The 26,326-nt window shown below is 71.8% G+C and carries 21 protein-coding genes and 1 tRNA gene; 10 read left to right on the forward strand and 12 right to left on the reverse strand.

Annotated features, from left to right (window positions below; all coding sequences use genetic code 11):
* The first annotated feature begins 165 nt into the window (after positions 1 to 165).
* Both FHU34_RS11795 and FHU34_RS11800 read left to right on the forward strand, forming a co-directional pair.
* Positions 166 to 1,053: a phosphatase PAP2 family protein gene (locus FHU34_RS11795; RefSeq protein ID WP_208745144.1), complete on the forward strand. Its 888-nt coding sequence runs from the start codon at positions 166 to 168 to the stop codon at positions 1,051 to 1,053.
* Between the two features lie 7 nt (positions 1,054 to 1,060).
* Positions 1,061 to 1,729 (forward strand): maleylpyruvate isomerase N-terminal domain-containing protein, encoded by a 669-nt coding sequence (locus tag FHU34_RS11800; protein ID WP_145779994.1) that lies wholly within the window; start codon positions 1,061 to 1,063, stop codon positions 1,727 to 1,729.
* 124 nt (positions 1,730 to 1,853) lie between these two features.
* On the opposite strand, the gene FHU34_RS11805 is transcribed toward FHU34_RS11800, so the two are convergent.
* Positions 1,854 to 2,717, reverse strand: coding sequence for a DUF1028 domain-containing protein (locus FHU34_RS11805; RefSeq protein WP_145779995.1), 864 nt, complete (start codon positions 2,715 to 2,717; stop codon positions 1,854 to 1,856).
* Between the two features lie 51 nt (positions 2,718 to 2,768).
* Entirely contained in the window at positions 2,769 to 3,989 is a 1,221-nt protein-coding gene (locus tag FHU34_RS11810; protein WP_145779996.1) for a low temperature requirement protein A, read from the reverse strand.
* A gap of 154 nt (positions 3,990 to 4,143) precedes the next feature.
* Between FHU34_RS11810 and FHU34_RS11815 the strand changes: the two genes are divergently transcribed.
* The 4 genes from FHU34_RS11815 to FHU34_RS11830 all read left to right on the forward strand — a co-directional run bounded on the left by FHU34_RS11815 (position 4,144) and on the right by FHU34_RS11830 (position 7,757).
* The gene (locus FHU34_RS11815) at positions 4,144 to 5,127 is read left to right on the forward strand and encodes an LLM class F420-dependent oxidoreductase (RefSeq protein WP_145785549.1); all 984 of its coding nucleotides are present in this window, start codon (positions 4,144 to 4,146) and stop codon (positions 5,125 to 5,127) included.
* The gene (locus tag FHU34_RS11820; RefSeq protein ID WP_145779997.1) at positions 5,124 to 5,915 is read left to right on the forward strand and encodes an SDR family oxidoreductase; all 792 of its coding nucleotides are present in this window, start codon (positions 5,124 to 5,126) and stop codon (positions 5,913 to 5,915) included. Before FHU34_RS11815 ends, FHU34_RS11820 begins: the two co-directional genes overlap by 4 nt.
* A gap of 229 nt (positions 5,916 to 6,144) precedes the next feature.
* Complete coding sequence (locus FHU34_RS11825) at positions 6,145 to 7,224, forward strand: hypothetical protein (protein ID WP_145779998.1); 1,080 nt, start codon at positions 6,145 to 6,147, stop codon at positions 7,222 to 7,224.
* Positions 7,221 to 7,757 (forward strand): hypothetical protein, encoded by a 537-nt coding sequence (locus tag FHU34_RS11830; protein WP_145779999.1) that lies wholly within the window; start codon positions 7,221 to 7,223, stop codon positions 7,755 to 7,757. The genes FHU34_RS11825 and FHU34_RS11830 overlap by 4 nt, the downstream gene beginning before the upstream one ends.
* Before the next feature lie 50 nt (positions 7,758 to 7,807).
* On the opposite strand, the gene FHU34_RS11835 is transcribed toward FHU34_RS11830, so the two are convergent.
* The 5 genes from FHU34_RS11835 to FHU34_RS34155 form a co-directional block, all read right to left on the reverse strand.
* Complete coding sequence (locus FHU34_RS11835; protein ID WP_244311619.1) at positions 7,808 to 10,186, reverse strand: transglutaminase TgpA family protein; 2,379 nt, start codon at positions 10,184 to 10,186, stop codon at positions 7,808 to 7,810.
* The gene (locus tag FHU34_RS11840; protein WP_145780001.1) at positions 10,180 to 11,349 is read right to left on the reverse strand and encodes a DUF58 domain-containing protein; all 1,170 of its coding nucleotides are present in this window, start codon (positions 11,347 to 11,349) and stop codon (positions 10,180 to 10,182) included. Before FHU34_RS11840 ends, FHU34_RS11835 begins: the two co-directional genes overlap by 7 nt.
* 14 nt (positions 11,350 to 11,363) lie before the next feature.
* On the reverse strand, positions 11,364 to 12,359 hold the full coding sequence (locus FHU34_RS11845) for an AAA family ATPase (RefSeq protein WP_088988698.1): 996 nt from the start codon (positions 12,357 to 12,359) through the stop codon (positions 11,364 to 11,366).
* A gap of 27 nt (positions 12,360 to 12,386) precedes the next feature.
* Positions 12,387 to 15,011, reverse strand: coding sequence for a fibronectin type III domain-containing protein (locus FHU34_RS11850; protein ID WP_244311620.1), 2,625 nt, complete (start codon positions 15,009 to 15,011; stop codon positions 12,387 to 12,389).
* Between the two features lie 173 nt (positions 15,012 to 15,184).
* Positions 15,185 to 17,842: a fibronectin type III domain-containing protein gene (locus FHU34_RS34155; RefSeq protein ID WP_341874433.1), complete on the reverse strand. Its 2,658-nt coding sequence runs from the start codon at positions 17,840 to 17,842 to the stop codon at positions 15,185 to 15,187.
* Between the two features lie 231 nt (positions 17,843 to 18,073).
* Between FHU34_RS34155 and FHU34_RS11860 the strand changes: the two genes are divergently transcribed.
* Positions 18,074 to 18,157 (forward strand) — tRNA-Leu (locus tag FHU34_RS11860).
* 688 nt (positions 18,158 to 18,845) lie between these two features.
* Positions 18,846 to 19,046 (forward strand): hypothetical protein, encoded by a 201-nt coding sequence (locus FHU34_RS11865; protein WP_145780002.1) that lies wholly within the window; start codon positions 18,846 to 18,848, stop codon positions 19,044 to 19,046.
* Positions 19,047 to 19,240: 194 nt separating this feature from the next.
* Here FHU34_RS11865 and FHU34_RS11870 read toward each other — a convergent pair whose 3' ends face one another.
* Both FHU34_RS11870 and FHU34_RS11875 read right to left on the reverse strand, forming a co-directional pair.
* On the reverse strand, positions 19,241 to 19,624 hold the full coding sequence (locus FHU34_RS11870) for an alpha/beta fold hydrolase (RefSeq protein WP_167524802.1): 384 nt from the start codon (positions 19,622 to 19,624) through the stop codon (positions 19,241 to 19,243).
* Positions 19,625 to 19,908: 284 nt separating this feature from the next.
* Entirely contained in the window at positions 19,909 to 20,775 is an 867-nt protein-coding gene (locus FHU34_RS11875; RefSeq protein ID WP_244311621.1) for an SDR family oxidoreductase, read from the reverse strand.
* A gap of 81 nt (positions 20,776 to 20,856) precedes the next feature.
* Here FHU34_RS11875 and FHU34_RS11880 point away from each other — a divergent pair, with 81 nt between their 5' ends.
* Positions 20,857 to 21,402: a TetR/AcrR family transcriptional regulator gene (locus FHU34_RS11880; protein ID WP_145780004.1), complete on the forward strand. Its 546-nt coding sequence runs from the start codon at positions 20,857 to 20,859 to the stop codon at positions 21,400 to 21,402.
* 326 nt (positions 21,403 to 21,728) lie between these two features.
* Here the strand turns inward: FHU34_RS11880 and FHU34_RS11885 are convergent, their stop codons facing one another.
* Together FHU34_RS11885 and FHU34_RS11890 are read right to left on the reverse strand one after the other, a co-directional pair.
* Entirely contained in the window at positions 21,729 to 22,553 is an 825-nt protein-coding gene (locus tag FHU34_RS11885; RefSeq protein WP_145780005.1) for a hypothetical protein, read from the reverse strand.
* 544 nt (positions 22,554 to 23,097) lie between these two features.
* Positions 23,098 to 23,637: an RNA 2'-phosphotransferase gene (locus tag FHU34_RS11890; RefSeq protein WP_145780006.1), complete on the reverse strand. Its 540-nt coding sequence runs from the start codon at positions 23,635 to 23,637 to the stop codon at positions 23,098 to 23,100.
* Positions 23,638 to 24,112: 475 nt separating this feature from the next.
* Here FHU34_RS11890 and FHU34_RS11895 point away from each other — a divergent pair, with 475 nt between their 5' ends.
* Complete coding sequence (locus FHU34_RS11895; RefSeq protein WP_145780007.1) at positions 24,113 to 24,631, forward strand: hypothetical protein; 519 nt, start codon at positions 24,113 to 24,115, stop codon at positions 24,629 to 24,631.
* Between the two features lie 447 nt (positions 24,632 to 25,078).
* Here FHU34_RS11895 and FHU34_RS11900 read toward each other — a convergent pair whose 3' ends face one another.
* Complete coding sequence (locus FHU34_RS11900; RefSeq protein ID WP_167524803.1) at positions 25,079 to 26,308, reverse strand: MFS transporter; 1,230 nt, start codon at positions 26,306 to 26,308, stop codon at positions 25,079 to 25,081.
* Between the last annotated feature and the right edge of the window lie 18 nt (positions 26,309 to 26,326).

The following is a 26,326-nucleotide window of genomic DNA, read 5'->3' on the forward strand; positions in this document are numbered from 1 at the left end:
CTGCCGGCCCCGGACCGGCGCTCTCGCGCTGCTCCGGATCGGGCTCGGCCTGCCCGCTGTCGCGTTCCGGTGTTCCGCCCACCACCGCCTCCTCGCCTCCGGCACAACCTAACCGTCGACGCGCGGCGGGCCACCGATCGGCTGGCCGACGCCGGCCGCTACGGTGTGCGGATGCGCGCGACGGCACGGGGTTGGACCGCGGTCTGGTTGGTCGTACTGGCCCTTGTCCAGGCGGCTGCCTTCCTCGCCGTGTGGCGGGTGGCCGTGTACACCGAGGTCGGTCAGTGGGTGGACACCGTCGCGCTGACCGGCAACCGGATCGGGCACGACACCATCGACGGACCTGTCAACCGGATCCTCAACGCGATGTCGGTGGTCTCCCTGCTGGCCGCCACCGCGATGATCGGCTTCATCGCGTTGATCCGGGGGCGGATCGCCCTGGCCGTCACCGCGACCCTGCTGATCGCCGGGGCGAACGTCTCGACCCAGTTGCTGAAGTACGGGCTGAACCGCCCCGACTTCGGCCTCGACCCGGAGCGCGCCGCGGTGGGCAACAGCCTGCCCAGCGGGCACACCACAGTGGCCGCGTCGGTGGCGATCGCGCTGATGCTCGTCCTGCCGCGCAAGGTGCGCGCGGCCGGCGCCTTCATCGGTGCCGGCTACGCCGCCGCCGCCGGGGTCGCCACCCTCTCCGCCGGCTGGCACCGGCCCAGCGACGCGGTCGCCGCGTACCTGGTGGTGGGTGTGTGGGCGGCGTTGGCCGGGCTGCTCCTGCTGGTCACCCAACGCGAGCAGGCCGAGGTAGCCCCCGGTGACGCGCACCGGATCGCCGCGCTGGTGCTCGGGGTGGGCGGTGTGCTCGCCCTGATCGCCTGTGGGCTGGCCCTGGCCTGGCTGATCGAGCTGCGCGGCACCGGACCGCAGGAGTTGAGCCGCCGGCCGCTGTTCATCGGGTACGCCGGCAGCGCCGCCGGGATCGCCGGAACGATGGCGGTCGTGATGGCGCTGGTGCTCACCGTCGTGCACCGGCTCGTGCCCCGCGTCAAGGGCTGAGCCGGGCATGGATCCCGTCCGCGCGGCGTTCTCCGCCGAGTGCGCCCGGCTCACCGAGGTTCTGACCGACCTGGTCGACGCCGACCTCGACCGACCCACCGACTGCCCGCCGTGGACCGTCGTGGAGTTGATCGCGCACGTCCGCACCGGCGTCGGCCGGCTGACCGACATGCTCGCCGCGCCGGCCCCGGCCCGCGCGGAGGTGGACGCCGCCGGTTACTTCGGCCGGGCGAAGTTCACCGAGCAGGTGGACGCCGACCGGGTCGCCGGTGGGTGGCGTGACGCGCTCCGGGTGGACCGGGCGGCGCTGGCGGCCGAGGTGGACCGAGCGTGGCGGGCCACCGACGCGGCGGTGGCCGCCGCTCCGCCCGATCGGGTGGTGCGGACCCGACACGGCGACGCGATGCGCCTCACCGAGTTCCTGCGGACCCGGGTCGTCGAGGTGGGCGTACACGGTCTGGACCTGGCTGCCGCTCTGGACCGGCCGCCGTGGCTCACCACCCCGGCGGCCGAGGTGATCGCCGACCTTCTCACCGGCGGGCACCCGGCCCCGGCCGCTCTGGGCTGGGATCGGGTGACAGTGATCCGTAAGACCACCGGCCGGGCGGCGCTGACCGCCCCGGAACGGGCCGCGATCGACGCGGCGGGCTTCCGCTGGCTCGCCTTCGGCCGCTAGGGCCTGTTTCATAAGACCTGGCCGGCCTGCGGCGGGCCCGGACGAAACCGCGCCTTGCCGGATCGCCGCCCGGACTCCGCCTCGGCTCGACCGCCCTTATGAAACAGGCCCTAGCCCGAACAGGTCAGGTCGCGGACCGGGGCGCGGGGACGTGCGGGGCGACTCCGCGCAGGTGCGTCAGGACGACCGGATCGATCCGGCCCGGCACCAACCGCTCCTCCAGGTTCTCCAGCCCCGCCCAGGAGGTCAACGCCGCCTCGGGCCCATCGTCGGTCACCGGATGGCCCAGCGCCCTGAGCAACGCCGCCACCTCCTCGGCGACCGCGCCGGTCAGGTCGAGCAGGGTGGCCGGGTCCGGCCGACCGAACAGCATGGTGTGGACGGCGAGCAGCCGGCTCAGCTCGGCGATCGGGTCCGGGTGATCGTCCACGCGAAGGTCGACCAGCACGTCGCTGGTGCCGCCGTACCCGCCGCCACGCTCGACCACCAGCAACCCGGCGCTCTGCCGACCCCGTCGGTCACCGCCGGCCTCGTCGCCGGCCCGCAGCGCGGCGACCAGCCGCTCGGCGAACGGCAACGCCGCACCCGCCAGCCACGCCTCGCCGAGGGCGTCGACGACCTCCGGGCCGGTGAGTACGTTGCCCTGTGCGGCCCAACCGTCGCCGGTCCGCCCGCCGGCCCACGGGAGGCAGGCCGGCCCGGTCCAGCTGGCACCCGGACCGCTGGCCCCCACGACGCCGAGCTGGCGGTGCTCCCGCTCCGGGTCGGCGGCGACCAGCCCGGCCACGACATCGGTCGCCGCCACGCCGGTGCGCAGCAGGGCGAGGCCCTGCGGACGGTAGGCGAGGTTGGCGTGCGCCTGGGTGGCCAGCGCGCCCACCTCGGCGGCGGCGGCCGGCACCACCGCCCCGGCGGCGAGGAACTTGCTGGCGACGGCGACGCCGTGCAGACGGCCGTCGGCGGAGCGGGCGACGATGGAGAAGGTCACCGGCCGAGATTAACCGGTCGCGCCGGCAGCGAATCGACGTGCGTGGTCGTATCAGAACGGGGGTGCGGCCGGCTCCGGTGGGGCGCCGTGGGCCCGGCGGGCGTCGGCGACGACGACAGCGGCCAGCACGAGCGCCCCGACCGCTGTCGCGACCACACCCGGCAGGAACAACAGCGGCACCGCCGACACCGCCAGCGTCAGCAGGGCGATCCAGCGCGACGGCGAGACCCGCGCGAACACCTCGTACTCGAGGCGGGAACGACCGGCCAGGAACAGCGCCGGACCGCCGAGCACCAGGGCCAACCACGGCCCCGGGATCCGTTCCAGTGGATGCTCGATGATCAGCTCGTATCCGATCGCTGTGGCGGCGAGCCCGACCACCATCACCAGGTGGGTGTCGGCCGCCGACCGACCGATGGTCGCCGGGTGCCGGGCCTTCGTCACCGCCTCGCCCAGGATCCGCCCGGCCCGCTGGACGTAGATCCGCCACAGCATGATCGACGTGGCCAGCGCGAGCGCGAACGCCCAGGCGTGCCCCGTCTTGTACGGTCCCCTGCTGTACGCGAAACCGGCCACCAGGATCGTCTCGCCCAGGGCGACGAGGAAGAACTGCTGGTACCGCTCGGCCAGGTGCTCACCGGCGATCTCCCACTTGGAGATCGTCGAACGGCCCAGCCCCGGCACCGGCCAGCCACAGCGGGCGGCCAGGTACTCGATCACCAGCGCCGTCGTCCAGAACACCACCTGCATGTTGGTGCTCAACATCGCGCCGCTGATCCAGAACACCCCGCTGACGGCGAACACCACCGCCATGCGCACCTTCAACCGGCGGTACGGGTGCGGACCCAGCGCGATCGAGAGGATCACCGGTCGGGTCACCTGCGCGACCACGTACGCCACCGCGAACATCAACGCGGTGTCGCTGAACGCCCGGGGGATCGCCACCCCCATCACCATGCTGCACACCAACGCGGTGATCACCACGGTCTGCAGGGGCACCTTGTACGGGTCGTACCGGCTGGTCGTCCACGCGGTGCCCTGCCAGATCGCCCAGAGCGCGAGCAGCAACAGCAGGGTCTTGCCGCTGCCGGTGACAGTGCCCCAACCGTGTTCCCGGCCCGGTTCCTGGGTCAGGTCCTCGAACGCGCGGGCCGAGATCCGGGTGAGCGCGAAGACGTACACCAGGTCGAAGAAGAGTTCGAGGAAGGTGGCCCGGCCGGGAGCGGTCGCCGCAGGGACCGGCTCCAGGCGTCCCGCTGCCCTGGAACCCATGGTCAGCGGCCTGCGCCGTCGGTCCGGTCCACCTGGCAGTCGTAGCACCCCCGATGGCACGCGCCGCCGGAAACCGGCGATTCTGCCCAGTACGGGGATCTTGCTCGCGTGCCCCGTCAACGGGCACGATCGATCGGTGACGAATCGATGGGGCATGACGGTGCCGCTGGGCGGCATCCCGCTGGCCGACCACGAGGCGGTCTACGCGACGCTCGACCGGGCCGGGTTCACCGACGTCTGGTCGTCCGAGGTCGCCGGGACCGACGCGTTCACCCCGCTGGCCCTCGCCGCCGCCTGGCAACCCCGGCTACGGCTCGGCACCGCGATCACGCCGGTCTTCACCCGGGGCCCCGGGCTGCTGGCGATGAGCGCGGCGGCGCTGGCCGAGGCCGCGCCGGGCCGGTTCTCGCTCGGCATCGGGGCGTCCTCGCCCGTGCTGGTCCGGGACTGGAACGCGGTCCGGTTCGACGAGCCGTTCCGGCGGACCCGTGACGTCCTGCGTTTCCTGCGCGCCGCGCTGCGTGGCGAGACCGTCGACGAGGTGTACGACACCTTCACCGTGCGACGGTTCACGCTGGAACGACCACCGGCGGTGCCGCCACCGATCCTGCTCGCCGCACTGCGCCCGGGAATGCTCCGACTCGCCGGCGCGGAGGCCGACGGGGTCATCCTCAACTGGCTCAGCGCCGACGACGTGCCGCGTGCCCTCGCCGAGTTGGGCGAGCGACGCCCCGGCTTCGAGGTCGCCGCCCGGATCTTCGTGTGCCCCACCGAGGACGCCGCGTACGCCCGGACTCTGGGCCGGCGGCTCATCACCAGCTACCTGACCGTCCCCGCGTACGCCGAGTTCCACCGCTGGCTCGGCCGGGACGAGACGCTCGCGCCGATGTGGGAGGCCTGGGCCGCCGGTGACCGGCGCGGGGCCAGCGCGGCGGTGCCGGACGACGTGGTCGACGCCCTGGTGCTGCACGGCTCGCCGGAGCGGTGCCGCGCCCAGGTGCGCCGCTACGCCGACGCCGGTGTGGACGTGCCGGTCTTCGCGCTGCTGCCCACCCCCGAGGTGACCGCCGGCGGTGCGACCGCGCTGACCACCCTCATCGCCCAGTTGGGTGTCGACCCGGTAGGAGCCTCCGCGTGAACCTCACCGACCGGATCGTGGTGGTCACCGGCGGGGCCGGCGGCATCGGAGCCGCACTGTCGCGCCGCTTCGCCGCCGAGGGGGCCGCGGCCGTGGTGGTCGCCGACCTGGACGCCGACGCGGCGGACGCGGTGGCCGAGGGCATCGGCCCGGTCGCGCACCCCATAGCCCTCGACGTCACCGACGAGGACCAGGTCCGCGAGCTGGTCGCCGACACCGAGGAGCGGTACGGCCGGATCGACCTGTTCTGCGCCAACGCGGGCGTGACCACCGGTGGGGGAGTGGAGGTCGACGACGCCGGTTGGGACCGGGCCTGGCGCGTCAACGTGCTCGCCCACGTCTACTCGGCCCGTGCGGTGCTGCCCGGGATGCTCGCCCGGGGCGGCGGGCACCTGCTGCACACCTGCTCGGCGGCGGGTGTGCTCACGGCGGTGGGCGACGCCGCGTACACCGCGACGAAGCACGCCTCGGTGGGCTTCGCGGAGTGGCTGGCCATCACCTACCGGGACCGGGGCATCCGGGTCAGCGCCCTCTGCCCGCAGGGCGTGGACACCCCGATGCTCGCCGACGGGATCGCCGAGGGTCACCTCGGCGCCCGCGTGATCACCGCATCCGGTGCGGTGCTCACCCCGGACCAGGTCGCCGACGCGGCCATCGCCGGGTTGGCCGAGGAACGTTTCCTGATCCTGCCGCACCCGGAGGTCGCCGACTACGCCCGCCGCCGCGCCGAGGACCCGGACGGCTGGCAGGCCGGCATGCGCAAACTCATCCGTCGTCTGACCGCCTGACCCGGCCAAGCTCTGGTCCGGCTCTACACGGCGACCACCGGTCGAGCCGGACCATGACGCACCTCGTCGCCGGTCGCCCTAGGCTGGCCGCTCCAGCCGCCAGCATGGAGGGTTGACGCAGCGTCAAGGTCAAGCCTGTCGAGCGCCTCATCGGCCATCCCCCGACGGCGGGAGCGAAACCCCCGACGTCGGGGAGGAGTGGCGCGTCGTCGCCGCAGAGCATTGATCCATGCATGTGGGTGTGTGGTCGCCAGCCTCCGGTCGTACCCGTCGATCCGCCAACCGGGACGCGGCCCGAGCGTGGGCCGTGGGCTGCGTCGTCTTCGTCGTGGGGGAGCTGGCTCTGCGGCTGTCCTGGATCGCGGGCGGCCGGTGGGCGTACACCGCCTGCGATCGCACCGCCCTGGTCGACCCGGCCGGCGGTTGCGGCGCGGACCGGGTGGTGACGCTGCCCTTCTGGGCGGGCTGGGGCGCGGTCGGCGTCGGTGTCGCGCTGGCCATGATCATTGTGTTCGCGATCCGGGCCCCTGGCCGCGCCGCGTCGGCCGCGAGTTGGGCGGCGAGCGCGCTGCTCCTGGTCGTCGCGTTCCCGCTGCACCTGCTCTTCGAGGTTCCGGCGGCGTTGACGGGACGCCCTTCGGACTGGCGTGACCTCGGCGCCCGGCTCGCGCTGGTAGCCGGTGGCGTCCTGTTCGCCGGGCTCGCGAACGCCTCCGGTGCCCGGCGCGGCCCAGCGCCTGCCAGCTACCAACCGGTGCCGAGGTGGACGCGCCGCTGGGCGTACGCCGCTGTCGCCCTGCCCGTGGTCGGCTGGGCCGTGCCGCACGGGCTGTGGGTGCTCGGCGTTCCGTTCGGCATCTCCGAGCAGAAGCTGGACGAGATTCAGCTGGATCTCTCGACGGAGACCGGCCTCGCGATCACCCTCGTTCCGCCGCTCGCCGGCCTGCTCGTCCTCGGGTTGGTGCAGCGGTGGGGTCAGCAGTTCCCGCGCTGGGTGCCGGGACTGGGCGGTCGACGGGTTCCCCGGCTGCTGGCGGTGATTCCGGCCGGGGTGGTGGCGCTCGCGTTGGTCACCTACGGCGTGCTGAGCGTCGCGGTGTTCGTTGACCAGCTACGCACCGGGGACCTGCAGTGGTCGGAGGTGTGGGAGGGGTGGGCGACCAGCGCCACCCTGCTGGTGTTCCTCGGCTGGGGAGTGTCGCTCGGCGTCACGACCACCGGTTACGCCCTCGCCACCCGGCCGCGTCTGCCGTCGGAGCCGGCGACTTCCCTGCCCGGCTCGGCCCGTCCACGATTGGAGCGCTCATGACCACCGACTCCTACCGCACCTGGGCCGCCGAACCACCACGTTGGGCTGTCTGGGCCGCTTACGCCGTCCCGCTGTGCGTCCTGCCGTCCGCGGTCTGGCGACTGACCCTGCTGGTCACCGACGATGCCGTCACCTCGTGGTACATGATCTTCCTGTCCGTCCTGTCGATGGGGCTGGCGCTGTCGACGCTCGGCCTGGTGCACCGATGGGGACAACGCCTCCCGCACTGGGTGCCACTGCTCGGCGGCCGTCCCGTGCCGGCGCGCCCGGTCGTGATCGTCGCGTTGATCGGCGGTTCGGTGCTCGTCGCCATCTGCGTCTATCTCCTCGTCAACAGCAGGCTCCACGTCGTGGAGCGCGGCTGGGTCGGAATAGGCCGCGACGATCCGGCGCATCCGGCTCCGACCGGGGAGGTGCTGCGGTACTACGCGCCGATGGTCGCCTGGGGGCCGCTCGTCATCGCCGTGGCCGCCGACTACGGCCGCCGTGTCGTCCGACCCCGCCGACCATTGGCGGGCGACCACCTGGGTTGATCAAGAGGTTTGCGTCACCGGCGGGCGTCCTTCTGACGCAAACCTCTTGATCACCGCGGGGAGCGGCGGGCGCGGGCGCGGGTCAGGGGGGATGGGTGGATGGACCACAGCAGGCGGCGCCACCACGGGCGGGCGGCGCGCAGCGTCGTGACGTAGGCGGTGGCCACCTCGGCGGCCCGGGCCGCCTGGTCCGGCGTTGCGGCAGCGGGGGCGAAGCCGACCTGGTTCAGCAGGGCCGCCAGTTCGTCGACGGCCGGCGGCGCGTCGGTCGGGCCGGTTCTGGTTGGGCCTCCGTCGGTTGGGCCGCTGCCCGTTGGGCCGTCGCCGGTGACGCTGGCTTGTGCGTCGGCGAGGGCCTGGCGGGCGTGCCCGGCCACCTCGGTGGCGGCCAGGTCGTCGCCGACCGGTCGGCCGGCCAGGCGCAGCGCGTCGGTGACCTCCTGCCAGGCCCCGGCGATACGCCGGCCGGGGTCACCCTGGACGAGTCGACTCCGGGTCAACGAGCGGCGCATCGCCAACAAGGTGAGCAGGAGTGCCCCCACCAGCAGCAACAGCCCGCCACTGCCCCCGGCGACCAGCACCGGCGTGGACAACCCAGCCTGTCCGGGCGGCCCGTCCGGGGCGGCCACCGGCTCCGGCGACGCGGACGGCTCCACTGTGGGCGCCGGTGCCTCCGACGGCGGCGGATCATCAGGCGTCGGCCGGAAATCCTCCTCCACCGGCCTCGGCTCGTTGTTCGGGCGCGGCAACGGGTCGAACGGCACCCAACCCAACCCGTCGAAGAGCACCTCCGGCCAGGCGTACGCGTCGCCGGCCAGCACCGGCCCCTGCCCGCCGGTCCGGAAACCCACCACCACCCGCGTCGGCAGCCCGGACAGCCGGCCGAGCACCGCGAACGCCGCCGCGAACTGCTCGGACGTGCCCTCCTGGCCGCCGCCGTTGCGGGGTCCGAAGAGGAAGAAACCCAGATTCGGGTACGCGTGCCCGCTCGGCGCGTCCGCCACCACCCGGTAGTGCTCGGCCAGGAACTGCTCGATCGCCAACGCCCGTGCGAACGGGGCGCCGTTCTCCTCGGCGAGTTGCGCGGCCAACTTGCGCATCGGATCGGGCACCCCGTCGGCGACCCGCAACACCCGGGCCACCTCGTCGCCGGCGGGCACGTTGGCGGTGCCCAACAGGTTCGAGTCCGGGTGCTCCTCGGCGGAGGTCACCTCGTACCGCAGCCCCGGCGTCAACCCCTCCGGCCGGATCAGCGTCCCGCTCGCCGGGTCGTACGCCACCCGTGCGCCACTCACCTCCCGGGGCGTCGCCACGGCGGGCAGGAGTCGACCGCTCAACTCCGCCACGGTGATCTGCTGGCGGACCGTGCCGACCGTACTGGCCTCCGGGGGCGTGGCGGCCGGCAGGATCCGGCCCGCGTTGCGGTACGTCGCTCCGACCCGCCAGGTCACCCCGTCGTAGTCGCTGAGCACCGCCAACCGGATCCGCACACCCTTGGCGCCCGTCGCAGGCTCGGCTCCCGGCTCGCCGTCCGGCGCGGCGGCGTCGGGCGGAGCGGGCGGGGTGCCCTCGCGTTCCGTGCTCACGTCGAGGAGTTTCTGCTCCGGGTGCAGCGCCCAACCGGAGATCCGGATCAACGGGTTCTCGTCCAGCGACTGCACCTGCGGCGGCTCCACGTACCGGCGTGGGTCCACCGGCCGACCGTCGACCTGACCGGCGACGAGAGGGCCGAGCAGCGCGACCAGCCCGACCACCACTGCCACGCCGAGCGTCGCGCTGGCGGCCAGCCGGAGTCGCACCGCCGCGCGTACCCGGGGCGCCAGGTCGGCGGCCGGATCCCCGCCGGCCGGCGCCGCGTTGCCGGGTGCCGCCAGGCCGACCGCCGCGACCGCGACGAACGCCACCGTCGTTCCGACCGCCGGCTCCGCGTTCGGGCCGACCGTGTACAGCGCGGCGGCGTAGAGCCCCGCCGCCGGCAGGTAACCCAACAACACCCGGCCGGCGCGCAGCGCCACCTCCGCACCCGCCAGCCCCGCCAACCAGGCGGCGACGACGGGCACCAGCACCGTGTCCGGTGCGGGCTCCACCGGAATCATCGCGGTGAGCAGCCGGGGAATGCCGTTGCGCGCGGCGTCCGCGGTGACCTCCAGCAGGCTGCCGGGAAGCTCGGCGTGGTCGGCGGCCAGCCGCAGCGACCACAGTGTCCAGCCGGCCATCGCGGCCACCGAGACCGGTGCCACCAGCCAGGACGGCAGCCGACGGGCGGCGACGCTGACCAGCACCGAGCCCGCCGCCGCGCCGCCCACCAGCCAGGTCAGCAGGTCACCCGCGTACACCCGGCCCAGCGCCACCCCGGCGAGCACTGTCAACCCGATCAACGCCGCCGGGACGACGGCCGCCCGCAGCACCCGCACGACGTGCGTCACCACCGGCGTACCCCGTCCCACTCGGCGGCGAACTGAGCGCCGTCCGCCGCGTCGACCACCACCAGGCCGGCGGCGCCCGGTGGCGTCGGCTCGGCCGCGCCGAACACAGCGACCACCACCGAGGGGTACGCCCCGCGCAAGGCGCCCACATGCCCCAGCTCACCTCGGCCACCCGGCCCGGTCAGGAAGATCAGCGTGTCGCCGAGCCGGTCCTGTCGCAGTCGGGTCGTCGCCGCGCGTACCGCGTCGTCGTCGTCGGACAGTTCAGCGGCGGCCAGCCGGTCCAGGGGACCGAGGGCGGGCCTGGAGTCCGCCTCCTGACCGGGTGCCGCCGCCTCGGCGGCCACGAACAGCAACACCACCGGCAGGTCCGCGCGGTGCGCGGCGGTCACCACCGACGCGGCCGCCTCGCACGCGGACTCGAACGACTCCGCCACCCCGCCGACGCGCTGCGGGTGCGCGGCGACACGGTTGTCCAGCAGGACGACCAGGCGGGGGAGGCTGGTGTCCACGTTCTCCCGCACCATCAGCTCGCCCACCCGGGCGCTGGTCCGCCAGTGCACCCGGCGCAGCTCGTCGCCGACCACGTACTCCCGCAGCGAGTCGAACGTGATCGACCCGTGCGGCACCCCGTCCACCCGGCCGTCGAGGCTGCGCCCCGCGCCGGTGGGCACCGCCGTCAGCGGGTGGATGCGGGGGTACACCCAGACCGGCACCACCGCACCGTACGGGCGGGCCAACGCCACCAGGCCCAGCGGGTCGCGCCGGGTGACCCGCAGCGGCCCGACCGGCACGACCCCCCGTCGGTGGGTCGGCACCTCGTAGCGGACCTCGGTGTCCCGCCCCGGTCGCAGGCGCAGCACTGGAACCGGCACGGTGCGCTCGCCGCACCGGTCCTCCGCCAGCAGGTTCGCCGACCGCAGCCGCCCAGCGTTGCGCACTGTCACCGTCATGCTCGCCGACTCGCCACGCGCCACCCGGTCCGGGTCGGCGTGCCGGGTCACCGTCAACCGGGGCCGCCAGGCCGCCACCAGCGCCGCGTAGCCCACCGCCGCGCCGGCCGCCGCGCCGAGCAGCGTCAACTCGGGGTACGCGAAACGGAAACCCGCCCCCACCAGCACGACGGCGGCGACGAGCAGCCCGACCCCACGGGCGGTGATCCCCATGCCGCTGCTGCCGGTCAGCCCTGCACCGGAGCGGGTTGCCCCGACGGCAGGGGCACCGGCACCGAGGCGATGGCCTGGCGCAGCACCTCCCCGGCGGTCAACCCGCGTACCTGGGCGTCCGGGGTGAGCAGCAGCCGATGCGCGAACACCGCCTCGGAGAGCGCCTTCAGATCCTCCGGCATGATCCAACCTCGCCCGTCGATCAGCGCGTACGCGCACGCCGCCCTGGTCAACGCGATCACACCCCGGGGGCTGACCCCGACGCGTACCTGCGGGTGGGTACGGGTCGCGGCGGCCAGCCGGACCGCGTACGCGTAGAGCGGCTCGGCGATGTGCACCCGGCGGGCCATCCGGACCATCTCCCCGACGGTGGCGGTGTCGGTGACCGGGGCGAGCGCCTCAGGGGAACGCACCGTCGCGCCGCGCAGCACCTCCACCTCGACCGCCTCGTCCGGGTAGCCGACTGACAACTTCACCAGGAACCGGTCCAACTGCGCCTCGGGCAGCCGGTAGGTGCCGTCCATCTCCACCGGGTTCTGGGTCGCCACGACCAGGAACGGCGACGGCACCGGGTGCCGGACCCCGTCCACCGTGACCGTGCGTTCCTCCATGACCTCCAGCAGCGCCGACTGGGTCTTCGGCGACGCCCGGTTGATCTCGTCGGCGATGACGATGTTGGCGAAGACCGGCCCCGGGTGGAACTCGAAGTCCCGGGTCGCCTGGTTGAAGATCGTCACGCCGGACACGTCCGAGGGGAGCAGGTCGGGCGTGAACTGGATGCGCCGCCACTCACCCTTCACCGTGGCGGCGATGGCCCGTGCCAGGGTCGTCTTACCGACCCCGGGTACGTCCTCCAGGAGCACATGACCCTGCGCGAAGAGCGCTGTCAGCGCCAGCCGCACCACCTGCGGCTTGCCGAGCACCACCGCGTTGACGTTCTCGGCCAGCCGGGCCGCCAGGGCCGCGAAGCCCTGCACCTCCGGCTGGGTGAGTGGCTCGTGGGTGTTCACGGTCGGTGGTGCTCCTCGCCTGGTGGATCAGCAGGTGGGCAGGACGTTGATGTTGTCGCCGCCCTCCAGGTTGAGCCAGGCCCAGGGGATGTAGTTCTTCCCCTCGTAGTTGACCTGCACCCACCAGGTGCTGCGCTTCTCGTTGTTGTAGATGTAGGCGTAGACCTCTTCGCCCGACTTCTTGCAGTACGCCTGCAACCGGGTGCCGGGCTTCGCCCAGCCCACCTGCTTGTCGTTGTCCTGTCGCGCAACCGAGAAGATCTCGTTGCCGTTGCGGCCATCCCGGTCCCGGTCGCAGTAGGTCGACTCGGGCCCGGACGCGCCGTTACGACAGGTCGCGACCCCGTACAGCGAAGGCGTGGCCTGCGCCCTCGTCGCCGTGCCCTTACCGGCGGCGTTGGTGGCCGTCACCGTGAACGTGTAGTTGGTGCCCGGCGTCAGGCCCGTCATCGTGATGCTGGAACACGCGCCGGCCTTCGCCGGCTCACCCGTCGTGCTCAGCGAGCAGGTGGCCTGACCGCCGCCGGCGTCCACTGTGAACGTCACAGTCGCCCCGGTAGCGGTCGCCGACGAACCGGTCACCGTGACCCGAGGCTCGGCCACCGTACGTGCGGTGGCGGTGGCCTCCGGGCCCGGCCCCGCCTCGTTGACAGCCTTCACCTTCACCGTGACGTTCTGGCCGTTGCCCAGCCCGGTGACAGTCGTACGGGTGTCGGTCACCTCGCTGGTGCGCCCACCGACGTCCACCAGGTACTTCGTCACCGGCCGGCCGTTCGCCTCGGCGGGCGCCCACTGCACCGTCACCGCGCCCGGCTGGTTGGCGACAGTGCCGGCCCGCAGGTCGAGCGGCCGACCCGGCGCTGCGAAGGGCACCACCGTGTTGCTCACCGGTGAGGCCGCCGACCCGGCGCCCTTGCTGTTGACCGCCACCACGGTGAACGCGTACTGGGTGCCGTACTCCAGTTCACCGGCCGGCACCACCAGCTCCGTCTTCGTCGACTCGCCGGCCGGGGCGTTCGTCCCCGCCGAACTGGCCGTCACCGCGTACCTCGCGATGGTGTTGCCCTGCCCGTTCGCGGCCGGCCACTTCACCAGCACCGTGCCGTCGGGCCGTTCCTGGGCGGTGACGCTCGCCGGCGGGTCCGGAACCGCGGCGGTCGGGGTCACCGGGTTGCTGTTGCGCGGCGGACCGTCGCCCTTGGCGTTCACGGCGTGCACCGCGAACCGGTACGTCTCGCCGTTGGTCAGACCCTTGACCTCCACCGCACGCTGGTTCGCGCCCACCTCCACACGCTTGCCGGCACCCTCCACCACGTACTTGATGATCTCGGCGCCGTTGGCGGCCGCCGGCCGCCAGCTCACCCGGGCCTGCGCGTTGCCGGCCGACGCGGTCACGCTGCGCGGGGCACTCGGCTTACCCACCCGGGGCTTCTTCGGCGGGGGAGGAGGCGGGGCAACCGGTGGCGGGTCGCCGCCGAGCACGTCGTTGGCGTACTTGTTGACCTCGCGGACCTGGTGCTTGTCGTCCACCACCCGGGCGATCGCCGCGTCGGGCGAGTTGATGAACAGATGGTTCTCCCGGACCTCCAGCTCCAGCGGCCCGTTAGCTCGCCCGCCGATGGTCTCGACCAGCTGACCGCCCCCGTCAAAGGCGTAGATCGTGCCGGTGGCCTCGTCGGCGCAGTAGAACCGGTCCGCCCAGGCCACCGCCGCGCTGAGCCGATCCCCCTCGCCCGGCACCGTGAACGCCTTCTCCTCCCCACCGTCGCCCACCACCAGCACCCGCCGTTCGGCGGGCACGGTGACCGGAACCCGGGGGCCACTGGTGCGTGCGGGCAGTGCGGCCGGGCCGGACAGCGTCAACGGCGTCGGGTGCACCTTGCCGTGCTGCACGCGCACCAGCTTGCCGGCCGTGCGGTCGAGCACCGCCACACCGTCGTCCAGGGTGGAGACCACCAGCTCGTGGCTCGCCTCGACCACGTCGTACGACTCGACACGCTCCGGCTTGATCCCACCGCCGTCGGGCGCGGCCGAGGCCGGCGCGGACGGCAGTTTCGCGGCGGTGATCGCCGAGACGGTGCCCTCGCTGGGCACCGCGATCCAGAGCCGGCCCTCACCGTCGAAGGTGCCGCCGGCGATGCCCGGGGGATAGCGGACCGGCTCCCCGACCGGGGCCAGCGACCGCGGGTCGAGCTGCCGCACGATGCCCTGCACGGCGTCGACCACGAACGCCGAATCTTCGTGCAGGGCGACACTCACGCCCAGGCCGGGGGTTGTCTTGGTGGTCGCGGTGAGCTGCAGGGTCGCCAGGTCCAGGGAGCTGACCTGCCCCGTCTGCAGGTCGCGCAGGATCAGCAACCGGTCGGTCTGGGTGACCTGCATCGGGTGCCGGTTGGCACCGGGAATCTCGGTGCGGGTGTCCACCCGGGCGGTCACCCCGTTGACCCGGGCCAGCTCGCTGCGCGCCGTGCTCCACAGCCAGGAACTCGCGTCGTAGTTGGCCACCGCGTTGTCGGCCGCGCCCAACCCGAGAACCGTCAACCCCATGGCGGCCAGCAGAGCGGCCACCGTGCCGACAGTCACCAGGCCACCGCGGAGCCGGGACCGGGAGCGGGGGGCGTCGGTCCGTACGGCGTCGTCGATGCTGGCCACAGCCGGCTGCCTCCCCTGAGTCGTGGCAGGTGGCGCGCCTCGCGGCAACCCCTCCCCTGAGCCGGGTGCCATCATATGGCGCTGCTGGTGACGGGGGAACCCGCACGGTCACCCCTGTGGATACCGAGCGTGTGCGTTGTGGACGCCCAGCTCAGCCCGGCTCACGCTCCGGGTCAGCTCGGTGACGGTCGGCCCGAGGGTTTCCCGCTCGACGGGGCGGTGCGCTCCCGTGCGGTGCAGACCTGGCCCGATGTCGCGAAGCTGTCAGTGGAGTAGACAGCCAACACGGTGAAGCAGTGATCCACTCGGGAGTTCAACCCGTTGACCGTGTAACTGGTCTTGCCCGGGTCCACGGTGGCCATCACCCCGAGGGCCTTCCCGGCCCGTCCGGCCGCGACCATGAACGGCACCGCCCCGCCGGACGGGTCCGTCCAGGTCAGCGTGATCGTGGTCGAGTTGTCACGTAGCTTCAGATCCCCCGGCGGAGGCCCCGCCGCCGTCGGTGCCACGCCCGTCGGCGCCACCGCTGTAGGTGCGGCTCCGCTGGGCGGCGGGTCGTCGCGGGTCAGCACCACCGCGCCCAGCCCGGCCACCGCCACGACGGCGACCCCAGCCGCCACCACCGCGCCGATGAGCGTCGCCCGGTTGCGGCTCGCCGAGCCGTCCTCGTCGGCGTACGCCGGCCGGTACGCCTCCTGTGCCTGGTGGTACTGCTGCCCCGGATACAACGCCTGCCCCGGGTAGTGCTCCTGGGACGGGTAGCCGGCCTGCTCGGCTGGGGTCGGCTGGTGGTGCTGTGGTGCCGGTAGCGGCGCTGCTCCACCACTGCCCGGTGACCAGGCCGCCGGAGTCGGTTCGACCGGCGTCGCGGCGGGGCGCAGCGGCGCGGCGGCAGATGCCGCCTGAGCGGCGACCGTCCCCGGGTGAGCGGTGACAGGTTGGCTCGGACCGCCGTAACCGCTGGGCGGGCCGCTGCTCGGCGCGACGGCCGGGAACACCACGGTCTCGTCGGACGCCGAGACCCGGGCCCGCGGCACCGGCGCGGCCTCGAAGATGTCCAGCCCGGACTCGCCGCCCCCGCCGGTGGCCTCGGCGTCCGTCGCAGACAGCTCAGCGGCGTCGGCGTCGGTATTCGGGTGCGGTGGGCCGCTGCGGCTCCACGGCGGCGCGGTCAACCCCCACGGGGGTACGGAAGGCGCGGCGCTGGATGGCGCTGGGCCTGGTGTTGCCCTCTGTGGGGGTCCGAAGACCGCTTGCCTGGGAGCGGGCGGTGCGCTCGTCGGAGGGGCGGAGATGGGAGGCGCGGAGACCGGTTGCCCAGCAGCGAGTGACGAGGACAGCGGGCCGGCGTGCCCGGGTGGTGCGGAAACCGGGTTGGTGTGTCCGGGTGGCGCGGAGACCGGATGGCCGGATGGTCCGGAGACCGGATGGCCGGATGGCCCGGAGACGGGATGTGGGTGTGCTGGCGGCGCGGAGATCGGCTGTGGGGGAGCGGGTGGGGCGCTGACTGGTTGGGCTGGTGCTCCGCCAGCCGGCAGTGTCGGCCCCGGGTGCCTGCTGGTCGGCAACGGCCCGCCCGGCGGGGTCGCCTCGACACCGGGTGCGTCGACGGATCCGTTCGCTCCGGTTGGGCTGACTCCCGTTCGGGCGGCTTCCTCGGCCAGTAACGGCTCGATCTGCCGTACCTGGATCGTGGGATCGTCCCACCGGGGTGCCGGAGTGGCCGTCGGGTGGTCTGCGGCGTCGGCGGCCGGGTGGTCGCCGACCCGCTGACGCGGCGCTACAGGAGATCCGGTCGGTGGTCGACGTGGTGGCCGCTGCTCGGATGACGGCATCGGCTGGCTCTCGGCCCTGGGCCTGGGCAGTTGACTCTCGGACGTCGGCCTGGCCGGTTGGCCCTCGGTCGTCGGTCTGGCTGGCTGGCCCTCGGTCGTCGGTCTGGCTGGCTGGCTTCCGGACGTCGGCGCGGGCGGCTGGACCTTGGTACCCGACGTGGGCTGCTGGCTCTCGACCGTCGGCCCAGAGGGCTGGCTCGCCGTAGGAGAGGGTCCGGGTTGCGACGGCGGGGCCAGGGAGGGTGTCGGCGGGCCGGAGCGCATCGGCGGGGCGGTTGTCGGCTGGATGGGCTGAACCCCAGGTGCCGGAGCCGGGGCCGTGGCGTCGCTGGGTGCGGCGGGTGCGCGTACCCCTGGCGGGGTTGCCCGGGGTGTGGCCGACGGTTGCGGCGGTGCCCAGGGTGAGGTGGTGGCCGCCGCGCCGCCGGCGGACGGGCGCATCGCGGCGAGGGTCGCCAGGGACAGCGTCGGCCCGGACAGCGCCGACCGGGCGCCGGAGTCGGGCGGCGCGCTGACCGGCGCCGCACCGGGCGTCGGCGACGGGTTGTGCTGTTCACTCGGGGGCGACGCGGACAGGCCGAGGTAGTCGCGGGCGGCGCGTACCGCCGGGTGGTGCTCCCCGAGCACCGCGGGCCCGGCGGTGGCCACCCGGGTGTAGTTGCGGCGGGCCTCGTGCCGGTTGCCCAGTTCCTCGGCTACCTCGGCGAGTTCGAAGGCGATCGCGAGCAGGACCGGGTCGGACTGCTCCCACCGCCGCTCACCCGCCGCGAACGCCTCCTCCAGCACCCGGCGGGAGCCGAGCGGATCATCCGCCTCCCGGTGCAGCCGCGCCAGCAGATGCGCGGTGTGCAGCATCTCGGGGTGGTCGTCGGAGTACGGCGGGGGAGGGGACCCGACAGCCTCCGCGAGCAGCTGCCGGGCGGCGCTGAGATCGCCCGCGGCGCGCAGGGCGAGGGCCCGATGCTGGACGGCTGCGAGGGGGGAGGGATGGGACACGTGGCAATGCTGCCGCCAGAGGGCCGCCGGACGCTACCCGGACACGCCTGGCGGCGGTGTTGATGAGGGCGGGTGAGGCCACTTGAGCAGTGGCGCGAGCGCCGAGACCGGGGCACCGGAAGGCGATGTGCATGATCCACGAGCGGCGTGTACAGTAACTCCCCGTGCGGCCCGCCGTGCCGACATCGGATGGAAAGATCATCCGGTCGGCGAGGTAGGCTCAACGTGTAGGTCCGGGTGGCGGAATGGCAGACGCGCTAGCTTGAGGTGCTAGTGCCCGTATAGGGCGTGGGGGTTCAAGTCCCCCCTCGGACACATCATTACCAAACGGTGCGCGCTGAGATCGATTGCAGCGCGCACCGTTTGCGTTTCAGGCTGATAGTTCAGCCGGAGACCGAGTTGCCGGTAGACCTCGGCTTTGTCGGCGGGGTCGGCGTCGCGGAGCACGGTGGTGATGTCACCGAGCGCGTTCACCAGGGCCGTGATTTCTGCTCGGCTCATCCGGCGCGGGGTGGTGCCTGCGATTGTGCGTAGATCTGCTTCCGCGAGTGCGCGTTCGGCCTGGGTCTGCGCGATCCAGCCGGTGACGACCGCCGGGTCGGCGCGCCATGGCAGAACGAGCGAACCTCATCGCCGGCCTGGTGCGCACGCTTCAGAAGCGGTAGCAGAGGGAGCTTTCCCGCCGGCAACCAACGAGGCGGCCGGGGGCACATCCCAGCTGGCGTGCACCGAAGGTTCGCACGTGAACCATGGCGACCTCCATCTCGTGACGCCGCGAGCAATGCGTGGCAAGTGACGGTCCGCATCTAGTCCGCAAGAGGTCGGCGGACAGCGGGGGAGTGGTGTGAGAACGTCGAGAGGTATTTCCGCTGCTAGATCACCGTGCGCCCAGGTCGGCGGGACGGGCAGTTTGATCTCGTAATTCGTAGGTCACTGCGATCCCGGTCAGGACTCGTCAGGCCAGCTGTTGAGCCCGTCTGCCGCCTGGCCGATGCTGTCGAGCATGAACACGGCCAAGAGGAAGAGCCCATCGTTCCGCGCGCAGGCCGACCGCCTCACGCTGATTGATCGCTGGGGCCACTTCGTCCTGGATCAACCGGTCCTCGTGTACCCCGGCGAGACGATCTGGCGCAAAGGCGACCAGCTCATGGTGCAGCGGCTTGATGGACGCGTGGACGCCTACCCCGGCTTCGTGAACCGCTGATGCTTTCAGTTGGGTGTCGTCGCTGGCGTGCAGCGTCGCTAGCGCATAGTCGACGACGAAGGCGCCCACGCATGGCAGCGTCGGGGCCATGCGGGAAATCGCCGGACGCGATGCGTTCGGCGAGGTCGTCGGCGCAGCCCGCCGCCCGGTTCGGATGCCCGCTTGGGCAATGCCCCACCGGGCGGCGGCGAGCGTCAGGCGGAGAGTTCGGCCCAGATCAGCGTGGCCAGTTCGGTGGGCTGAGAAAAGAACGGCGAGTGCGAGGAGTTCATCCGCAGCACCCGTTCGGCCCGCTTGGCCATGAGTTCCTGAGCGAAGGGCGGGAGGGCGTTGTCCGCCTCGCAAACGATGTAGGTGCTGGGCATGGTGTGCCACGCCGCCTGGGTCAGCGGCTGCTGCGTCGATGCCCAGGCCTGGAGTCCGAGTCGCCCAACGGGCTGTTCGGCGATCTCCGGATCGACGTCGCTGTAGAAGATCTCTCGGGGCTGCGTCGGCTTGATGTAACCCTTGCCCTTCGCGCGGTTCAACGGCCGCGATTGGTTGGCGTAGTCGCGCACCGTGCCGAGTAGCAGCTGCACATGCCGTGGCGGTGCATCGGGTAGTTGCAGTGCCCACTCGGCGTCGCCGTCGATCCGGGTCGCTTGCAGGCGGGGCTTGCAGAGGCCGTCGGTGTTCAGATGCGCATCGTGCCGGCAGCGCGGGCATTCGCCTCACCGCGCCCTGCCGGCAGTGCCACCGCGTCACCCCCTCACCGTGAGAATCCGACCGGTGAGTCCCCTCGCACCCTGATGCCTCAACGCGGAACGGACGTGTGCGCCGGGCCGGCCTCCCGCCGGTCCGACCCACGCCGTAGATGAAGCAGTCACACAGTCTCCGGCGGCCCCTGGCCGACGGAGAAGCCCAGATGGGCCCCTCCGGACGCGTCGATCACCTGGCCGCTCACCCAGCGCCCCGCCGGAGAAGCAAGGAAGGCGACCACGTCCGCGACATCCTCCGGTTCTCCAACACGGCGCAGGGGCGACAGCCCGGTCACGGCCTCGCGGAGCGCCGGCTGGGCGTCGAACCACGCCGCGTTGACCTCGGTGGCGGTGGTCCCAGGCATCACCGCGTTCACCGTGATACCCCTGGCGCCGAGTTCCTGCGCCAACGTGACGCTGAACGTGTTGATTGCCCCCTTCGTCATGGCGTATGCAAGCGTGTCGGGTATCGCGATCCGGGTGGCGACGGACGAGACATTGACGATCCGGCCGCCATCCCGCAGCCGGTCCACTCCACGCTGAACCACGAAGAACGGCGCCTTGACGTTGATCGCGAACAGCTCGTCGAAATCGTCCGGCCGTGCGGTGGCCAGAGTCGGCGTGGCCCCGCCGATCGCCGCGTTGTTCACCAGCACGTCGACGCCGGGTCGTACGCCACGCTCGGCCAACCCAGCGTCCACGGCAGCCCAGAGTCGATCGGCGTCACCCGCGACGCCGAGCTGTGCGCCGACCGCGAACGCCGCGCCGCCCGCTTCGGTGATCTGAGCAACGGTTTCCTCGGCACCCGACCCGTTCGTGCCGTAGTGCACGGCGATCAGCGATCCGTCCGCGGCGAGACGCTTGGCGATCGCGCGACCAATGCCCCGGCTCGCGCCGGTGACGAGGCTGGTAGTGCCATCCATTGTTCTCAACTCTTGTCTCCTGCTCCTCGTATCGGTAACCGGACCGACCATCCAGCCCCTGTTGGCCATGCGGCAACGCACTGAGAGAAGGCGACCTCCGGTTGCCGCACTTCCGCTCGCCGGGGAGGGTTCCGCGCGTACGCTCGTCCGATGCGCTGGGACGCCGAGGAGAAGCGACAGCGAATCCTGGCTGCGGCACGGCGCGCCTTCGCCGAGAAGGGTGAGGACGTCACGGTGGCCCGGATCGCCCGCGATGCCGGCGTGTCCGTCGCCACCGTCTACCGGCGTTTCCCCACGCGGGACCGCCTCATCGCCAACGCTTACGCCGATCAGTGGAACGATTGCGCGGCCATGCACGCCGCAGCCCTGCGTGACCCGGATCCGGCGCGTGCGCTGCGGGAGCTGATCCGTACGCTCTGCGCATATCAGTTGCAGGACAGAGGCTTCACCAGGGCTTACGTCGACGCGGTGGTCGCCGGGCACGGGCTCGACCACGAGCGGCAGGAGACCGAACGTGTCATCGCCCAGCTCCTGAAGCAAGCCCAGGCGGCCGGGACCGTCCGCGCCGACCTGACCGTCGCCGACTTCCGGCTACTGATCGCCGCCCACCACGGCGTCGTCCTGGCCGCCGGCCCCGACGCCGCAGCGGATTCCCAGCGCTACCTGTCACTGATGCTGCGCTCGCTCCAGGCCTGACAACTGGTGCGTCCGCGGCGGTGTCGCTCGTCATCGCCGTCGGCATCGCCCCCCGGGGCGTCAGCCGGCTGGCGGCGCCGGGACTCGTAGGTGGCAGATCAGCCTGACCGACGAGTTCGCGGACGCCCCGCTGCTACCCGACCTGCCGGCGCCCGCGAAGACGCGCTGACGTCAGAGTCTGTGCAGCGTGCTGTTTTCCGCGGAGTGCTCGCGGTTCTGTAGAGAAACCAGCACTCCCCTATGTCGGCTGGTAGGGGAGTGTGCGCGGGTCAAGGCGGTAAGGAGCTGATGAGTGCGTCTCGCGGCTTTGTGAAGGATGACATGGTTCAGCCATGGCCGAGTTCCTGCCATCCGGGCCATCGCCAACTCTCGGCCTCAGGCCAGGTCGCCACGAGCCTGGCGGAGAGTGCGCCGCCGAATGCCACGGTTCCCTCGTGGGATGCGTAGGCAATCCAATCGTGATGCTCGTCGATCCAGAGACCCTCCGGCCCGGTGTACCTCGGAACGACGGTCTCCACATCCAACAGGTAGTCGGCCCCATACTCGCGCAACTCGACTACACGCCGCCGGCCCAGCTCTCGCAGCACTCGGCGAACCTGATCAACGCCGTCGCCCTCCCACATCGACTCCCCAGTCAGGACCAGCACGTCGTGCGGAACTGAACTACTCAGCAACGGGTGCCAGCAGCCGTTCTGCACCCCCCATCGCCGTTGCAGCGACGTCCGCCAGGCTGACGACTCCTCGGGCGTTAGCACGCGCCGGTACGGGACGGGGTCGGTGCGGAAATCGGTCTGCGCCGTCCAGTGCTGCACCTTTGCAGCGAACAGCCGGCGCTCATCGGCCATAGCCAGTGCTTGGACCTCGTCGTACGGGGGCTCGGTGAAGGGGGAATTCGCACTCTCGGCAGCCGTGAGCATCATGCTGGCCACCACGTCACCGCTGGGAAGCCGGTCGGGATCGAGCCGCTCCACCTCCACGAGGATGGCGTCCACGACGTTGTAGCGTGGGAAGATCTCCTTCGCGTCGGTGGTGTAGTGGTACCCATCGGCCTGGCGGCCACTGTTGGGCAGCCGACCATATTCGCCCTGGAGTTCCTCGTATCGCCTCGTCAGATACCGGCGTGATGCCCAGTGCAACGTTGTGGGATCCACGCATACATCCTCTCCGGTCAGTCCACGGCGCTTCAGAGGTGCACGGATCTGCCGCGATCCGCGGCTCTGCAGCTGACTGTTGGGCCTCGGTTGAGCCGTTTCGGGAGCCCGCTCACGATGAGCGGGCTCCGCGGAGCCTGGCCCGGCTCGAACGGTGCTGCCATCCCTGGGTCAGTGACGTGCGGTACCGGCGCCGCACGTTGGGCAGGCCGGCCTCCGAGGCTAATGCGTCCAAGCCTGGGTACGGGAGTCCTCGCGCGCGCGTGCATCTCCTCAAGTCCGAGCAGGCCCAGTTGGGTCACCTGGTTTAGGCCCTGACCCTCGCCGCGCACCTGCTCAGCTCTTCCAGACAGCAGCTCTTCGTGTCCGCACGCTGCAGGCCGGCGGCGTGAACCGCGACGGGTGAAGTGGGCCTTCGCAGAGCGATCGTGTTGGCTGCCGTCTCCTGTCCCGGCCCAGGGTCGCCGCGCCGGATGTCTCGTGCCGTATCCCGTTCGAGGTCGTACGCACCCGGCCGGAACAGCGGCCCGGGCCAGGCCAGGGCTCAGTCGAGCAGATAGCTGGCAGGGACCGCGTCGGTGAGCCAGACGCCGTTGGCGCTGCGGTGGAACACGTGCCCGTCGGCGGCCATCGCCGCCGCGTCGATGGTGAGGATCACGACCCGACCGGCCCGTCGGGCACCGACCCGGTGGGCGGTCTCGGTGTCGGCGGAGAGATGGACGTGGTGCCGTCCGCCGCGGTGCAGGCCGGTGGCCCGGATCGACTCCAGCGCACTGGCGCTGGTGCCGTGATAGAGCCGCTCCGGTGGGGTCACCGGGGGCAGCCCGAGGTCCACCGGGACTGAGTGGCCCTGGTTGGCCCGGATCCGCAGCACCCCGTCGGTGCCGGGCTCGACAGCGAACCGCTGCTTGTCGTTGCCGGCGACGACCGCGTCCAGCTCGGCCCGCTCGATCCGTAGCGCGGCGAGCAGAGCGTCGACGGGAGTCCAACCGGCCGGGTCGAGCACCAGGCCGGCCCTGTCGGGATCGTGCCGAAGTGCCTTCGACATCCGTTTACTCAACTTCACCAGGTGCTCGCGTTCCACGGTGACATTGTGGTCGATCCCCGTCGCTCGAATCGAGAGGTTTCCGACGACGCCGAACCCGGAGTTTTCTCCGGTGGGCCTGCGCCGCTGCTCCCAGGAAGGCTGCCGCCGGCCGGTGCCGCGGCTCGCCTGACGCCACGCCTGTAGGTCCTCTGCAGACCAACGTGAAGAGTTGCGGTTGACCTTGCTGAAGTCCGCCGCGGTTCCGTCATTCAAGACACCGATCCCACAAGCAACGTCCTGAGCTGGCCGTTCGGGCTGGTGAGCTCTTCGGCGTAACCGAAGACGTCAGCGCTGGCCCCGCGGAGCCGATAGGGCTGCGTCCGCTGACATCGATATGAGTGCGTCGCGCGTCTCTCTGAAGGATGACATGGTTCAGCATGGCCAAGTTCCTGCCCATCCGGGCCATCGCCAACTGTCGGCCTCAGGAGGTCGTGGATCAACACCACGCCATGAATCGCGTATCGTGCTGCCCGTGTCTGACCAGCCGGCGTCGAAGCCGAGCCGCAAGGCCACGATCGCTCTCGTCCTGGCCAGCCTGAGCCTCGTGCTGTCTTTGGTCTCGTGTGGCTTCGTAGCCGTTGCAGGGCTTGAGGACTTTGATGATTCGCTTCAGTCACCGCCGCAGCCTGCAAGCGCGTCGGAGGTCGAAACCTTCGCCCACGTGACCTTCCCGCCGGGCACGGTGTTCCTCTCGGCCGCCCAGAGTAACGGACTGGAGACCTACCTGTCGGCGAGGTTCCGGATTCCTCGCGAGGCCCTCGACACCTTCCTGACTGACGGAGATTTCGCCGCCGGGCTGACCCCCGGGCTACGCGCCGTGAGCAAACAGGACGATGTCGGCGGAGGAAACAGCTGGCACCCCGAGACGGCAGTTCGAGTCTCCGGCCTGGATGAAGAAACACCGGGACCCAACGGCACCTACCGTCGTCTGCTGGTGGACCTCGATGCGGAAGACACCGTGACGGTGTACCTCCGCGCGAGCCAGCCCTGATATCCGACGCTCGTGTAGACGGCTGATGGTTCGCGCTGCGCTGCACGTGCGCAATATTGGGATGAACGAGTCAGATGCCGGCCTGCCGTCCCAGTTGCCAACGAGCATCCCGCCATAGGCGCTCGAACTCCCCGAAGGACAGGCTCTCCTCGGGGCACGTGTGTCTTGCCGTTGTGCCTCCGTCGCCGGGCTGTCGCCGGGCTGTCGCCGTTGACAATCGCGATCCAGGAGTGGAGGCGGCTTGAACGGGGGGGCTGACGATCAGTCAGCGCGTGCCACGTGCAGCTGGTTGATGGTCTGGGTTCTGGTGTGGACCAGGTCGTGGTGGTCGGTCAGGCAGCCAGGCGGCGACCGCTTCACCTACAGCCACGTCACTGAGCCGATGATCGCCGCCGTCGTCGACGCGCCGCAACACCGACGATGATTACCATCATTTGGGGTTACATATTAACGACTGTGATCGTTTTCCAGCGACACGTGATGCTGATCATGATTAGTCATTGGTCGTTGACTCTGAGAGGTCCTCTGTGGAACTGCAGGACCTGTGCCACGGCTTCGGAATAGTAGTGCCGCGAACGCGGGAAGGGTGGCGGCGACGGCGATCGTCGCCCACGGCCCAGCGCCGGTGACCAGGACGCCGCCCGCGGCGTAGGCCAAGGATCCGGCCAGCCCGTTCGCGGACGCCAGCCAAGCGAACGCGGTCAGCCGATGCCCGCCCGTCAGGTTCTCGCTCAGATCGGTCAGCAGGGCCGCTGCCGCCGGGGTGATGAATACGCCAGCGAGGAACGCCAGCGGGTACAGAGCCGGAGCGGACCGGGCGGCGAGCAGCAGGGCGAACCCGACAGCGCTGCCGAGCAGCAGCAGCCGTACCTGCCGGCGCACTGGCGCGTGCCACGACCGCGACCCGTACCACAATCCACCCACAACACTGCCCGCCGCCCACGTCGCGAGCACTACCCCGCTGGCGGCCGAGGAGCTGAACCTGACCGCGACCGCGATCAGCGCGACCTCCACAAGACCGATCGCGGCCATCTGGACCGTCGCTACGCCCAGCCACGGGAGGAGCCGGATCAGCATCCGGCGGTCCGCAGCCTGCTCCGGCGCGTCCGGCGACGATTCCGGCGACGGGACGCGACGCTGCTGGATCAGCAGGGTGGTGGCACCGGCAACCGGGAGCAGCGCTGTTCCGGCCAGGGCAGCCGTTGGGCTGCTCAAGGCCACGACCAGCCCGACGAGGGCAGGCCCCAGTACGAACAGCACTTCAGTGCCCACGGTGTCCAGGCCGTACGCGGCGATGCGTTCCTGCGGGTCCTCGATGGTAGTCGCGATCGTGGCCCGCAGCGTTGCGCTCAGCGGCGGGATCGCCGCACCGGCCAGCACGACTCCGGCCCAGAAGTTCCACGACTGCCCCGGCAGGACGATGACTAACAGGCCGGTGCTGCTCAGGATCCCGGCGATCAGTAGGACGAGGTTGCCGTAGCGCTCGGCCAGCCGGGCGATCAGCGGCCCGCTCAGGCTCGCGCAGAGTCCGTAGGTGGCGGCGGCCGCGCCCGCAATGGCGAACCCGCCGTACCGCTGGTTGGCCAGCAGAAGAATGAGCAGCGGTGACATCGTCTGGGCGAGCCGTGCGACGAGTGCGCCGATCAGGGCCGCCAGAATCTGCCGGTTCGCGACCACTCCGGCGTAGCGGCGCAG

The sequence above is a fragment of the Micromonospora taraxaci genome (genome assembly GCF_007830095.1).
GTDB lineage: Bacteria > Actinomycetota > Actinomycetes > Mycobacteriales > Micromonosporaceae > Micromonospora > Micromonospora taraxaci.